General features: G+C 49.4%; 10 protein-coding genes. All 10 read right to left on the bottom strand.

The window, feature by feature from the left end:
• Window positions 1–56 precede the first annotated feature (56 nt).
• Window positions 57–644, bottom strand: coding sequence for a superoxide dismutase (locus tag JHU38_RS00685; RefSeq protein ID WP_304589954.1), 588 nt, complete (start codon window positions 642–644; stop codon window positions 57–59).
• 752 nt (window positions 645–1,396) lie between these two features.
• Window positions 1,397–2,533 carry a TlpA disulfide reductase family protein gene (locus tag JHU38_RS00690; RefSeq protein ID WP_107581513.1) on the bottom strand — a complete coding sequence of 379 codons (1,137 nt, stop codon included), beginning with the start codon at window positions 2,531–2,533 and terminating at the stop codon, window positions 1,397–1,399.
• 372 nt (window positions 2,534–2,905) lie between these two features.
• Complete coding sequence (locus JHU38_RS00695) at window positions 2,906–3,895, bottom strand: hypothetical protein (protein ID WP_199222644.1); 990 nt, start codon at window positions 3,893–3,895, stop codon at window positions 2,906–2,908.
• A gap of 20 nt (window positions 3,896–3,915) precedes the next feature.
• Entirely contained in the window at window positions 3,916–5,274 is a 1,359-nt protein-coding gene (locus JHU38_RS00700) for a BT_3987 domain-containing protein (protein ID WP_107582341.1), read from the bottom strand.
• Between the two features lie 27 nt (window positions 5,275–5,301).
• Entirely contained in the window at window positions 5,302–6,450 is a 1,149-nt protein-coding gene (locus JHU38_RS00705) for a DUF1735 and LamG domain-containing protein (RefSeq protein ID WP_107581512.1), read from the bottom strand.
• 6 nt (window positions 6,451–6,456) lie between these two features.
• Window positions 6,457–7,494: a glycoside hydrolase family 18 gene (locus tag JHU38_RS00710; RefSeq protein WP_107581511.1), complete on the bottom strand. Its 1,038-nt coding sequence runs from the start codon at window positions 7,492–7,494 to the stop codon at window positions 6,457–6,459.
• A gap of 60 nt (window positions 7,495–7,554) precedes the next feature.
• Complete coding sequence (locus tag JHU38_RS00715) at window positions 7,555–9,114, bottom strand: RagB/SusD family nutrient uptake outer membrane protein (RefSeq protein WP_107581510.1); 1,560 nt, start codon at window positions 9,112–9,114, stop codon at window positions 7,555–7,557.
• A 17-nt stretch (window positions 9,115–9,131) separates the two neighbouring features.
• Window positions 9,132–12,455: a SusC/RagA family TonB-linked outer membrane protein gene (locus JHU38_RS00720; protein ID WP_232369787.1), complete on the bottom strand. Its 3,324-nt coding sequence runs from the start codon at window positions 12,453–12,455 to the stop codon at window positions 9,132–9,134.
• A gap of 198 nt (window positions 12,456–12,653) precedes the next feature.
• The gene (locus JHU38_RS00725) at window positions 12,654–13,670 is read right to left on the bottom strand and encodes a FecR family protein (RefSeq protein WP_107581509.1); all 1,017 of its coding nucleotides are present in this window, start codon (window positions 13,668–13,670) and stop codon (window positions 12,654–12,656) included.
• Between the two features lie 110 nt (window positions 13,671–13,780).
• Complete coding sequence (locus tag JHU38_RS00730; RefSeq protein WP_107581508.1) at window positions 13,781–14,368, bottom strand: RNA polymerase sigma-70 factor; 588 nt, start codon at window positions 14,366–14,368, stop codon at window positions 13,781–13,783.
• Window positions 14,369–14,437: the final 69 nt, after the last annotated feature.

Consider the following 14,437-nt stretch of genomic DNA (forward strand, 5'->3'; position numbering starts at 1 on the left):
TGTTTACTTTATTATTGTTTAATGTTCTTTTCTATTGAAAAAATACGTTGAGGCGTTTATTTCAGACGGCTTGCCACGATGTCCCAGTCTACGATATCCCAGCTGGCCGCAACATGATCGGCACGCCGGTTCTGGAAATCGAGGTAGTAAGCGTGCTCCCACACGTCGAGTCCATAGAGCGGATTAAGCCCATGACGCAGCGGATTGCCACCATTGGGTTCCTTGGTGATGACGAGTTTACCGTCCTTATCCTGCGAGAGCCAAGCCCAACCGGAGCCGAAGAGCGTCGTAGCGGCCTGCGCGAACTGTTGTTTGAAGTTGTCGAAACTGCCAAAGGCCGCGTTGATACTTTCGGCCAGACGACCCGAAGGAACATTGTTCTGCACGGGCGACTTGAACTGAGCGAAATAGAGCGCGTGGTTGAGGGTCTGTCCGGCGTTGTTGAACAACGGGCCTTCGGGTGCCGACACCACGATTTCTTCTACGCTCTTATCAGCAAACTCGGTATCTTTCGCAAGTGAAGTCAAGGTGTTGACGTAATTCTGAAGGTGCTTGCCATAATGGAAAGCTATTGTCTGCTGGCTGATAACGGGTTCCAAAGCATTCTCTGCGTAAGGAAGTACGGGCATTTGTATTGTCATAATCTGAATATTTTAATCGTTATTATTATTTTATTTTGATGTTGCAAAGGTAGTATCTATATACATTTATCACAACAGATATTATCTATCGACTCATAGACAAAAATCTATCACCCCTATACAAAAGCCCTGTTTATAGGCTATCACATTGCACACTTCACCCCCTTTTCAGTTAGTTCTCCCTCCCTTTGGGAACCGAAGGTCGCTGTTCGCGGAGCGAGGCAAAGCAATGGCCGGGGTAGGTTTTCTTATGTCTTAACCCTGAATAATCTTTACATCTACCCTCCAAAAAGTGGCGTTATTTTGAAAAAGAAAAGACTTGGGCGGAAATAAGCGATTGTAGAGCAAGTTTATAAAACATTGGTTATCAGCATATTACGATTTTTAAGGCTTTTCCCCTTCGCTTTTTCGCCCTTAATCTCTATGCTTTCAGGCCATAATCGCGGCCCTTTTATCGGCTAAAAGCTATGGTTTAGCGACGTAATCGCTATGCTTTGAGCCGATAAAAGCATAACTTTGAACATAAAAGAGTATAAAAATCGGCAAACCGAAGGGATTTTTCGGCATGTCGGCACCCGGATGACGTGTCGTAGAAGTGTTAAAATAATGCGATTTTTTATAACAAAATCACTTATAGACTTGTCCCTCACAAATTATCAGATAGCCTCCGGAGCAGCACAAAACAAAGGCACGGCCATGAACGTTTGCTCACAGCCGTGCCTTTGATTGATAAATGTAATGTCGTCAGACGTCGGTTATTTCCCGAAAGTCTCGTCGAGGAAGGTGTAGAAAGCCGGATCTTCACCCACAATAGTCTTCACGATCTTGCCGTCGGGACCTACGAGTATCTTCGTGGGGAAGCCCGATACGCCATAGTCACCCAGCACCTTGCTGTCTCTGGGGTTGTAGACATGGAGCCAGGGCAACTGGTGTTTCTGCACGGCAGCTCTCCACTTGGCGTCGGTATCGTTGCAGTCTACGCCGATAATCTCGAATTTGCCGGCATATTTCTGGTAGTATTCCTTCATCTTCGGCATACCCTTGATACACCATCCGCACCATGAGCCCCAGAAATCGAGCAGTACGTACTTGCCATGGAAGCTCGACAGCGTCAGGTCTTTGCCGTTGATGTCCTTCAACGTGAAGTCGGGAGCTACGACGCCGGCAGCCTGTTTCTTGGCATTCTCCGCCTCCTTGGCCCGGTGTTGCTTGATTTCCTCAATCGGATCATTGTAGAAACTCTTCATGCGACCGTTCTTCACCGCGGGCGAGAGCAAGCCGACAGCCTGCTCCATGAGGCTCAGCTCGTCCAGATTGAGTATGATGGCGGCGCTGGCTTCGCTGTCCGGATGAGTCTTGATGAAGTTCATGATGGCGTCGGCGTAGGCTTTTTGCAGGGCCGGAGCCTTCTCGTGGTATTCCTTCATGATGGTTTCCTGGTTCTCACCGGCCTTCATGCGGTCCGTGAGAGCCTTCTGCAGTTCCTTCAGCGGGTGATGTGCCTTCTCCATCGCCAGGTCGGCCTCGTGGTATTGCTGATAGAACGTAGAGCCGTTGATGTCGTAACGATCGTTCAAATCGCCCTTCAGCTCGCACTTCTCGCCCGGTACGGCTACGACAGTAGTATACTTCGTTTCCTCTTGACGCATGGTGCCGGGCGTCACGAGCTGCAGCGTTGTGGGCTTGGCAATATCCAAGTCTACCTCGAACTTGCCGTTTTTAGCCACCACCGTTTCCATTTTAGGGCTTTTGTGAGCGGCTCCGGGGATGACTACGATCATGGTGTCGCCGAAATTCTTCAGGTCAACCTTCAAGTTGAAATTACCTTTGGGGGCCGCGAAACCTGACAAAGCGGTCAGGGCCACAGCCATTGTTAGAATGATTTTTTTCATCTGTTGTTATATGATTGATTATTGTTATTGAAAATCCAGCCATACGAAAATGGCATGTCGTGTCTACAAAAGTAGGATGATATGGCGCAAGATGGAATAAAAAGGTTATATATTTAAAGTTTTATAACATGGTTTCGCCCCCGATCTTACGCCCCCGCTCACTCACGTGTGGTTTTTATCCGCTTCTTCGAGCCTCGTTACCAGCCTGCGGACACGCGATTTCGACACTCCTTGAGAAAGAGAATACGTAAAATAAGCATTCAGACAAGCCGAAACAAAAAGCAGAAAAGGCCTGCATCACTGCAGACCTTTCCCAATCAGTATAACTAATCATTACTCAACGTATGATAGAAAAAATAAAAACATTTTGAGCTAATCTTCTGGTTTTGCTTCGACTTTCGGTAAACAGAAGTAACCGTAGTGCAGGTAGTCGTCTTTGAGAACGGACATGATGCCCCACACGTGGGTATCGGTAACCTTGAGGATCTCCACGTTTACGTTGTCATAAGCTTTGAGAGGATTCCAATAACTATCTTTGCTTTCCACCCTACCGCCGGTCTTCTTGCCCACGGTGAGGTCGCCTTCAAACCAACACTTGAGGTAGGACTCGCCGTAATAACTCCATTGCGCAAGCCACTTACCGTCGTCTTCGCTTATATCCATCGTGCCCCAGGAGGGAGTGGGAGATTCGTCGAAAGTGATGGTTTCTTGTGTAGACTGCATGATTTTGGCCTTTTCCTCCTCGCTATAAGCTACGTCGGTGGTTTCGACCGTTACCTTCACAGTCTTGGTCAGGCCCATCATATCGGTGATGGTGATGGTTGCCGAACCGTTTTTCACGCCCGTAATGGTAACTACATTCTCACGAACATACTTGATGCGGGCCACGTCTTCATGGTCGCTGACCGCTTCGTAACCACCGTTTCCGCTAATGACGGTCACCTCGGCAAGGCCATCGGTGTGGCCGATTTTCATGCCGACCTTCACCTCTTCTTTGTCAAGCGAAATCTTGGTGTACATCGACTTCACGATGACACGCTTATAATTGCCGGTGGCATCCGAAACTATGATACCCGTTTTTCCTTTCACCGCACTCTTGACGGTCACGGCATTACCCGCTATCGTGGCCGAAGCGATGTCCGGATTCTCTACAATCAGTTTGTAATCGCCGCCTCCGGCAGTGATATTAAAGGTGGAAGACTCGCCCACTCCTACCTTCACCGTGTCTGTACTTAAAGTGATGGGCGTCGTCTCTTTCGGCTTCTGCTCTGGTTCGGGCATATCATTCTCGTTGCTGCAGGCTGTAAGAGCCACGGCGAAAACGGCTGCCATCATAGCCGAATATATATATTTTACTTTCATCTTTTTATATTTTTAGCGTGTTACCAATCTTTTGCGTAGTTACCCGTCCGTATGGTTTCCTCGCCATAGAAGGCTTTTGTGATCGTGCTGAAACGAGAAGCATAACCGTTACGGGGATTCAGTGAGAACACCATTGTGCCACCGTAGCCGTCAGACTTGATCTTTTCGGCCTCCCATGAGCTAATAATACGTCCTTGAGCAAACTCGGACGAAGCCTGAATCATGCCTTTCTTGGCCAATCCGGGATAGTTGCGGCTCAGGTTGCTGTAGCGTCCGTAGTCCTGAATAGCGTAGTCGATGTATTCGCCGGGCTGATGTCCATCTACTTCATACAAGCTTCCGGTACGACTGTAGACGTACACTTCCATGAGTTTGTCGGGCATAGCACGCTTGCATTCATAGCAAAGACGCGATGCGGCTTCATTCGACGGGCTGACAAAACCGGGATAGCTGCCGTAACTGGAATACTCGTCATCAAAGAAAATACCATCGAGTTCGTAAGCAGCAACCACTGCTTTCAGGTCTTGTGCAAATCTTTTGGCTCCTTCTTTCGACAAATTGGCGACACCTGAACGATCGTGGTTGCCCAGAATTCCCAGAATAACTTTCATGCCTTTCTGCTGTAATGGCTTCAGATATTTTTCCCGATAGTCGAGCAGGTGTTGCACGTTCTCGTTGTTATAGTTATAAACTTCGCCGGTCTCTACGTTATAGTTGATGTTTCCTGAGAAGAGAATCACCTGATCGATAACGAATTTACCCGACTCTTTCAGTGTATAGCAGAGATTATGGAGCGGATTGGCGTCGTTCACTTCCATGCAACTGATCACCTGCAGGCCGTTTTCCTTGTGGCAGTTGGGCATTTTGGTGATGTCGCGCACGATGAGTACGAACTCGCCTTTATCCTTCGACGCCTGAGCGGCACCCTTCACGCTCACGGGAATGGCATAGATGCCGTTCTTCTCAAGCTCTTCGGCCGAAGTATATTCCACCGTCACCTTTGACGACTTCATGGCTCCGGCAGCCACTTTAGCCGCTCCGCCTACCTTGATGAGCTTCTCGGGCAGGGCCTTAACGTTGGTTCCGTGAGCCTTATTGTAGTTTTCGAGGGCCTTGGTGTCGTACACCAACGTATATTCTTGATCGGTAGTGGCAGCCTTCGATAGGTTGACATAGAAGTCGATGGAGCCTTTTTCGTTAAAGATAAGCGAATCTTGATGGCTGCATCCATATTTATCGGTAATAAAGGCGAAGCTGTTTTCCGATATCCGATAGTTACTTTCGTCGACGCCGGGCACGTCTATATCGTTCGTACAGGCTGCCGCTATGGCCAGTCCTGCCAACGAGAGAGCCAGCATCTTGATGCTATTGATATTCATAAATTTCATGTGATTTAAGTTAAAGGGTTATTTCTTTTCGGGCAGCGACACGTTATGCCATGACAAAGGCTTGTTGGCCGTAGCGTCATTGCCGTTACCAGTGGCGTCCTTGACGATGTTTGGGCTTGTGCTGTCGTCCATCTTCCAGTAGCCTACCAAGCCTTTCGACTTGGGATCGACACTATAGAAGTTGGCGGCAATTTCTTCCTGCGTGCGCACTACGTTCCAAACGCGCACCTCGGACATGTTGCCCTCGAACCAACGGGCATCATCGTACGACTTGCCGAGGAGGAAGTCGCGGTCAGTACCGTTCCCTACGATGGAAACTCTGCCACATCGGAGCATCCCCTCCGACTGTAAGCTGCCGTTGACGTAGACCTTTACCTCGCGCGTATCGGCGTCGTAGGTCATGGCTACATGCTGCCAGCGGTTGGTTTGCAGGCCCTTGTTAGAGTCGGCGTCGGGGAAATTGCCCGCACCGGTGGCTATCTGAATCTGGTTATCAGGGAAACCGGCGTCGCCAATACGCATGAGGAAGTTTCCCTCAATACCCATAACGGTGGAGATGAGCTTACCAAATTCGCGCGGATAGATGAGCGCTTCCATCGTAATCTGGTTCATATTGTTCACCAAATCGGGCGTTGCCCATTTCACAGTGAGGTAGTTTTTGCTCATGTCGGCTACCACATTGATGAGCGCGCCCGCACGGAACACGAAGTAATAGTTCTTCGCCGACTGCAACACCTCAATGTCCTGACAGTTCACTGTTACAGGTAACACGTAGGTAATGGCACGATCCAGATTGGCCAGTTTGAAGAAAGCAAACTGCGCTTCGTTGCTGTTCACGCTACCTTGGTTAATCTTCACGTCGCCCTTGACCACCTTATAGCAGGTATCGGGCAACATGACGGCCTTGGCATAGTAGGCTTGGTTGTAGGTTTCTACCAGATTGGCAGCCACGCTGAATGTGGCGTTCAGTTCCTTTTCGGCCGGACGTGCCGTCGAAAGCGTGAGCGACTTCACGATGTTTGTCTCGCCCTTGATAATCGTTTCCGAAGTGAATGTCTTGCCGTCGATGAACGCCTTGCTCTTGAAGTTGGCTTCATCGTTGTTCTGGCAGGCCGTCATCAGAAATGCGGCAGCCACAAGCGGCATATATTTAAATAGCTTCTTCATTTCCTTTTATTCTTTAACGGTTGGATTGATAGTCGAGATTACCTTACGCAGATTGGGATAAGTGAACGACGCGTTGTAGTAATCTATGTTGGCATTGAGCAGTCCCATGCCGGCGCAGGTGTAGCCGGTGTGATCTGAAGCGACGAACTTAGCGATGCCGTGCATGGCCAACGTCTTGCCCCAGTAGCCTGTCTTAGTATCGGTTTCATCAGCCGACTTGTTGTTGGCCAGCAAAATGAACTTGTCGGAAGGCACGCCTTCATCCAAAGCCTTGCGTACGAGAAAGTCCACTCCATAGACCGACTTCTCTGCCTGCGTAGGAATGATGATGTAGCGGGCCTGTTCCAACAACGTCTTATCGGTTACGTACTGCGGACGACCCATCATAATGAGTTCCTTATTCTTATGTCGTGCGGCCCAATCCTTGGCAATTCCGAGGAACACAGCCTCCACTGCCATGGCCTCAGCCTTCTGCTCTTCGGTCAGGTAAAGGGTCAGTTTGGCATTGAATCCCATGATGACGCCGTCGTAGTTGAAGTTATCGACAAGCTTCATCTGCGTATTGAGCGAATCGACAAGGTAGGTATTGAAGTCCTTGAACGCTTTCCCCGCGTTATCTGGATTCTCTCCGAAGGCCTTCTTCTGCGCGTCATAAGCCACCTTAATGTCTTCGCAGCTTACTTGGAACACCACTTTCATGCCTTTCTGGCTCCGCACTTCCTCAATTTCTTTCATCATCTGCTCGGTGAGCATTTCCGGTTTCGTCAGCACAACATAGTCCACGCTGTCGGGCACGGCGTTGATATGCTGGGCCTGACTGAAAGGAATGGCCTGGCCGTTGTCGAACCATGCCATCATGATTTTATGATGACCTGCCTTGTAAGCCCTGAGGTTTGTAAGGTAATTCTGATAGAGTTCGGCATTCTGCCGTTCAATACCTGCTGGATTGATGTCTACAGGTTCAACGTCCGTATCACAGCTACACAGGAATAGAGCCGCCGCGCAGACCGTTGAAAATGTCAGACTCTTGATGATATGTTTCATTGTTTTTATTCTATTTAATTCGGTAATCATTATTTATATATCCGTATTCTTACCTTCAACTTACTTGGCCCACCACACGTCGGTAGCCATATTGTCGGCTCCTCCGAGCATTCCTACGGCCGCATTATAGTTGTCGAGATTGTTGGTACGCTCTTCTTGCGGATACGCCAAGCGACGTGCGCCACGCTCCGTGTTGACAATACCGCCACTATTATTGACCTTGACGGGCATGAGCAACGGATAACCGGTGCGGCGATAGTCGGCCCAAGCCTCAAGTCCGAGTGGGAACATGGCCAGCCATTTCTGCGTGATGACACGTTCGAGTTGACGCTCCAATGCGTCTCCGTCGTTCCACGCGATGGTAACGGTCGACGTCTTGCCGCTATAAGAATTATTACCAACGGGGTCATTGTAAAGCGCCGGTGTGCTGGCAGCGTCGGCCAGATACTTCTCCGCTCCGCTTACGCCCCACTGTTCGAAAGAGAGTTTAACGCCCTTCGCGTAGAAATTGCCGGCCTTATCGCCCATATTCCAGCCCTTCAACGCGCCTTCGGCACGCAGGAAAGCCACCTCTGCCGCATTCATCCACAACAGTTTGGTGTCTGTCTTCACGTTATAATTAGAATAGGCATGGGCAATCTCGCCACCCGGAATCTGTATTCCGGAACGCAGTCCATAGTATCCGTTAGTTCCGTTGGCAAAGGTTGACTTAGTGAACATCGCGGCACGACGCGGATCGTTATACCCGTTCATATAGGAAGTGATATCGGCTCCGACACGCGAGTCGCCACCATTATACTCGTACATGATTACTTCAAAAGGATTGGTGCTCGACAAGGTCATGAAAGCATTGTCGTCATTGCCGGTCATAACGCCCACTTCGTGGTTCACGGCAGCCTCAGCCTGCTGTTTAGCCGTTGCGGGATCAGCTTTTGAAATACGAACGGCGAGGCGCAGACGCAGAGAGTTGGCAAACTTAATCCATTTCTCTACATTTCCACCATATACCTTGTCGGCCTTGGGAGAGAAGTTGGCTGTGCGATTGGCCGTCAATGTTTTGACCGCTTCATCAAGCTTTTGGAAGAGCCGCGTATAGACTTCTTTCTGCGAATCATAAGCGGCGGTAATATCACCGTTCACGCCCACCTTCGAATAAGGGATGGGACCATAAGCGTCGGTAACGCGATGAATACCCGCAACCTGCACAACATTGGCCACAGCCAGTGGCACCGGATTATCGGTTGCGCCCTTCACTTCGTTGAAATAGATGAAAAGCTTCGGGATAATATCCTTGAACAGCACGCGGCTCCATCCGTTTTCAGGACTATACTGCGCAAAGTTCTTTCCGGCAAAACCGGCATTTGAATCAGAGATATAACCGCTGTAAGAACCGCCACACAGACATTCTGTGAACTGATTGGTATTGACATCGGTTGGAACTACCCAACTCTGGAGGTTCACCATGGCAGCACCCAGCGAGTAAGCGTCGCGCTGCATTTCCTCCTTCGATACGCCATAAGGATTCTGGTTGTATTCCTCATAACTGTTGGTACAAGCCGCGAAGCCCAGTACAAGGCCGGCCGATACCGTTGATAATATGATATTTTTATATTGTTTCATAATTCTATGACTTCTCGTTAGAATTTAAGTTTGATATTGAAACCAAGGTTGCGTGTGCTTGGTGTCATAAACTTGTCAATGCCCTGATAGTAGTTACCCGTGGTAGCTGTTGTCTCTGGATCGAACGGCGCTTTGCAATAGAACATCAGCAGGTTGCGTCCGGTGAAAGAGAGCGTAAGATCGCCCAGTCCGAAGAAATGCTTCTTCTTGAAGGTATAGCCCAAGCTGGCTTCCTGCAAACGAACATTGGTGGCACTGTAGGTATAGAATTGCGGAATACCATCGCTGGCACCGATGGTCGAATACCACGATTCGGGGTTGAGATAGTCGTTACCATTGACTTTCACATATTTATTATCACGAGCCTTCGCGCTGGCTTCCGATACGCCGTAGAGGTCGAGCGCGGCCTGTGTGGCTGAATAAACGATACCGCCAAAGCGAGCACTGACCATCACGCCGAGGCTGAATCCCTTATAAGTAAAGTCGTTGCGCCAAGCCATATTGGCCTTCGGGAACACCGAACCCAACTTGACATCGCCTACATTATTATTACGATACACTTTGCCATCCTTGTCAACATACACGCGACCCTTGTCATCGCGCATCACATCGGTCAGAGAATAGAGGTCGCCCAGCGTACCGCCTTCCTTCAGAATGAAGTGAGCATTGCCCAAACCACCTACGTCGAGGCGATCCTTATTGATGACGGCACCCGTCTCAGGGTGAACGTAATTGCGCACAAGCTCATTGATTCTGTTGCGGTTTGAACTGAAAGTATAGTTGCTCGACCAACTGAAATGGCCCCATTTGTTATTATAACCGAAGGCCAACTCAATACCGTTATTCGACACGTTACCCGTTTGGATGTAGAGCGCGGAGTAACCTGACGATACGGAAATGTCGGGATTGAACGTCTGATTGAATGTTTTAGTCCAGTATAAAGACACATCGAGATTGAAGTGTTTCAGGAAACGAGCCTGCAAACCCACTTCCCACGAGTTGGTTGTTTCAGGCTTCAGGTCATAAATAGGATAGATGGTCTGGCTCTTCCACTGCTTGGTGTTGTTATCCCATTCATGTTTCGGGTTGGCAATTTCGCGAACGAAAGGAATACCCACCGAAGCAAACGAACCGCGCACCTTCAAATAATCAATGGCTTTAGGCATCTTCAAGGTCTCGGAGATAATCCATGAACCCCCCACAGATGGATAGAAGAAAGAGCTTTTGTTGGAGTGTGGGCCGGCCAACATCGAAGGCCAGTCGTTGCGACCAGTAACTGTAATGTAGTATTGGCTTTTCCATCCCAGTTCGACACTGGCAAAGAGTGACTTCGTCTGTTCGTGATAACCTCTGGGTTCACGCTTTTCACGATTGACATCAATCTGATATTCATTGAAGACATTGGGTATCAAGTTGTCGGCTATCGGCCCGTCGATACCCGTCTGGTCTTGCTTATTGTCGGCGAGCGACGCACCGATGTTGGCCACCACAGAGAGTTTGTCTTGCAACAAACGCTTGTTGATATTCAACATCAAGTCACCATAAGTCTGCTTGTCATCAGTTTTAATCTTAGCATACTGACCGTTGGCACCCGCAATGGTTGTATTGGTGCTGGCAAAATACTTCTTTTCAAAAGTATTCGTAGCGTTATCAATACGGATACGACCCGAAACATTCATCCAGTCGGTGAGTTTATAGGTCAGTCCCACATTCATCATGTAGCGATACTTCTTGTTGGTACGGCGGTTGCGGTAGTTAATCCAGTAAGGATTCTGTCCCACGAACTCGCTCAACAGGTTGTTCCAGTTCTGCGTATAAATGTTTCGTCTGGTGTCGAAGCGCTCAAACATGGCCATATCGTTGTAGTCGTTGCCGCGCGGATAGAGATAGGCCGACACCAAGGGGTTGGCATACACACCCTGATTGGTCATGTTACGGTCGTTCTGAATGATATAGCTGGCACCGGCATCGAGCAATAACTTATCGTTTAACAAGCTCGACGTGTTGCGGAACGTAAAGTTATAACGGTTATAGCTGTTGTTCGGAATGATACCACCGGAGTTCAACGCACTGGCCGAGAAGTAAGTCTGGTTCTTCTCCGACCCTGTCGACACGGAGAAAGCCTCTGTTGTCATGATACCGGTCTTCAGATAATCCCTCTTCGGATCGTAACCCATGTAATTGGCCTCATTGAGTAAGCGGCCCCAACTGTAACTATCCGCACCGGCCTGACGCATACCGCTTCCCGTTCCGTAGCGATTCTGGAACTCCGGAAGACGGAATGCCTCCGAGAACTCGGTGCTCTGGGTTACAGTAAACTCGGTGTAACCGGCCTTACCTTTCTTAGTGGTAATGACAATGGCACCATTCGACGCACGGTTACCATAAAGGGCGGCAGCGGCCGCACCCGTCAACACCGACATTGATTCGATATCCTCGGGATTGATGTCGGCAATACCTTCAGTCGTTCCGTTAGAACCGAATGACGAATCACCGCTACCACCGAAGTTAAACATGGGCACACCGTCGATGACATACAATACATTGCTCGACTGTTCAATGCTTCGTGTACCACGCATTACTACCTTCGACGCGCCACCGGCACCCGATGAGCTGGCGTTGATATTCACACCGGCCACCTTACCATTCAGCGAATTGATGAAGTTAGCGTCCTTATTGGCCACCAGCTCATCGCCATTCACCTGTTGCACATTGTAACTCAGCGCCTTCTGTTCGCGCTTGATACCGAGGGCCGTAACGACAACTTCATTCAGTTCTTTGGCCGAACCCGACGACAAACTGATGTTGTAGCTGTTGTTCTTGCCCACACGCACGGTCTTCGTATCATAGCCGATGTAGGATATTTCCAGCTCGGATCCTTCGTCAACCATCAATGTGAAATGACCGTCAAGATCGGTAATGGTTCCACCCTGAACACCCTTCTGCCGGATGGTGGCACCCACAACAGGCTCGCCGGTTTCATCTTTGATAACGCCGCTCACCTTTTTCTTCTCACCGACATTTTGCTGTCGCTGTGTGTTTTGCTGTAAAGACTTGGAGACGATAATGTTTGTCCCTTTGATTTCATACGACAGACGCTGTCCTTGCAGAATCTGTTCGATGGCTTGTTTGATATTCGTCGCGTTGACGCTGACAACCTTCTGTATATCCAGATCGCCGGCTTCAAACACGAATGAATATCCACTCTTCTGTCTCAACTCTGTCATGGCTTTCTTCACCGTAACGCTTTTCAGATTGAGCGAAACGTGCTGAGCCGCCAGATTCAGGTTCAGACATAACAGGAACGCGGTCACTAACAGACCTTTTCTCTTGCTATTCATTCAACTTTATAAATTTAATTGGTTAATAAGATAATCACAGATTTCTTTCGGCCCCACAGCTTGGTTTGAATTGTCTTGCCGTGGAACCGGAGAGATATGTTGATATTTTCTGAGTTAAGTACTTTTGTCGATTATTTACTGTTCATTGGGGGTTATTTGTTTTAGGGTTTATAGGATTCAGGTCAGATATCTTTGATGTCAATAAACGACGGCCTTTCGCTCGTCTACCATCCGATAACGTATCTTGCCCGTCGAAGAGAGGGCGTCGAGCACGTCTTTCAGGCTTTGCGACCGTCGGGTAAAGGAACCGTAGAAGTGCATGGAAGCTGCCCGCCGGTTGGTTATTTCGACATCGGCATTATAGCTGCGCGACAGTTGCAGGGCGATATCCTTCATCGACTTGCCGTCGAGCACGATGGTGCCGTCGGTCCACTGGCTGGCATTGGTAGCCACGCAGTCGCCGATATACACCCGGCGAGAGGTCTTGGAGAATACGGCCCGCTGGTTGGGACGCAACTGATAGTGGCGATCGGGACGTGCCGTTACATCGAGGGCCACGCTGCCTTCGGCCAGATCGACCACGGCTTCGTCGTCCGTGGCGTAGTCGCGGAAGTTGAACTTGGTGCCGAGCACGCGCACATTGAGGTTGCTTGAGCTGACCGTGAAGGGCAGCTGCTTGTTCTTCGCCACCTCGAAATAGCCCTCTCCCGTGAGTTTCACGTTGCGGTTTTCCACGCCGAAGCCCTGCGAATAGCTCACCGTCGAACCGGCATTGAGCCATACCCGGGTGCCATCGGGCAACCGCATCTTGGTGGTCGACCCCAGCGGAGCCTCTATGCGGATGTCGGCAAAGGCGCTCAGCAGTCCCTGTCGCCCTATATTATAAGATAGGTAAGAGAACAGACCCACCGTCAGTACGGCCACGGCTGCGTATTTCAGCAGGCTCATCCAGCGACGGCCGCGAGGCTGTTCGGCCTCCTGAGCCATAGCCACACGCTTTAGAAACTCATCATAGGCACGCTGCTTATGAAACCGGTTGTCGACCTCCGGCTCCGCAACAGAAAACCATATCTCTTCCAACTGACCGAAATAGGCACGGTTGTCCTCGCTCTCGGCTTTCCAGTTGTCAAGTTCGAGGCGTTCGTCAGCGGTGAGGTCGTCGGTGAAAAAGCGGACGATCAGGTCGTCAATGTGGCTGGTAGGTTCTGTCATCATTTGAGTTTAGGTATTAGAGAGACGATAAAAAAAGACAAGGGGGTAGTGAGAAAATTATTTTTTTGTCTGATAGGGCCGCGATGCCTGCCTGACTCCAACGCATTAGGCCATCAAGCAAAATACGCCATCAGCAAAAAAACGAAGTATTTACCCAACTGCTGCTGTAAGAGTCGCAAGGCATGCTTCATGTGATACTTCACAGTATTGACCGAAATGCCTAACTCCCGGGCTATCTCGGCATTCTTTTTGCCCTCAAGTCGACTCATCTTGAAGACACGCCGACAATCGTCCGGCAATCTTTCGATGGCGTCGTTGATGGTCTGTTCGAGTTCTTTTTCCAACAGATAGCCCAACGGATGGTCGTGATTGGCAGGTCGTTCGAGCAGGCGGCTGTCATCGGATAGGGTCGAAAGCGTCTGTTCATGGCGAAACCGACGCGACTTCAGATAGTCGAGACAACGGTTGCGCACGCTTCTGACAAGATATTGACGCAAGGACGTTTGGATATCGATGTTCTCACGCGTTTCCCAAAGGTGGAAAATCACGTCGCCCACCACACTTTCGGCTACAAAATCATCATGCAGATAACGGGCCGCGATGACGCACAACACATCATAGTGGGCATCGAACACATACTTATAAGCATGCTCGTTACCCTCCTTCAGATTTTGAACGATCAAAGTTTCCGATAAATCCATGTGTAAACTGTTATACGTGAGATGGAATTGTAAAGGTAAAAAATAAATGATAAAGTGACACCACTATCA

The organism is Prevotella illustrans, assembly GCF_017426725.1.
In the GTDB taxonomy this organism is placed as follows: domain Bacteria; phylum Bacteroidota; class Bacteroidia; order Bacteroidales; family Bacteroidaceae; genus Prevotella; species Prevotella illustrans.

Excerpts from the sequence above, each read along its gene's own strand:
- JHU38_RS00690 (WP_107581513.1), bottom strand. The coding sequence starts at position 2,533 with ATGAAAAAAATCATTCTAACAATGGCTGTGGCCCTGACCGCTTTGTCA.
- JHU38_RS00695 (WP_199222644.1), bottom strand. The coding sequence starts at position 3,895 with ATGAAAGTAAAATATATATATTCGGCTATGATGGCAGCCGTTTTCGCC.
- JHU38_RS00700 (WP_107582341.1), bottom strand. The coding sequence starts at position 5,274 with ATGAATATCAATAGCATCAAGATGCTGGCTCTCTCGTTGGCAGGACTG.
- JHU38_RS00705 (WP_107581512.1), bottom strand. The coding sequence starts at position 6,450 with ATGAAGAAGCTATTTAAATATATGCCGCTTGTGGCTGCCGCATTTCTG.
- JHU38_RS00710 (WP_107581511.1), bottom strand. The coding sequence starts at position 7,494 with ATGAAACATATCATCAAGAGTCTGACATTTTCAACGGTCTGCGCGGCG.
- JHU38_RS00715 (WP_107581510.1), bottom strand. The coding sequence starts at position 9,114 with ATGAAACAATATAAAAATATCATATTATCAACGGTATCGGCCGGCCTT.
- JHU38_RS00720 (WP_232369787.1), bottom strand. The coding sequence starts at position 12,455 with ATGAATAGCAAGAGAAAAGGTCTGTTAGTGACCGCGTTCCTGTTATGT.
- JHU38_RS00725 (WP_107581509.1), bottom strand. The coding sequence starts at position 13,670 with ATGATGACAGAACCTACCAGCCACATTGACGACCTGATCGTCCGCTTT.
- JHU38_RS00730 (WP_107581508.1), bottom strand. The coding sequence starts at position 14,368 with ATGGATTTATCGGAAACTTTGATCGTTCAAAATCTGAAGGAGGGTAAC.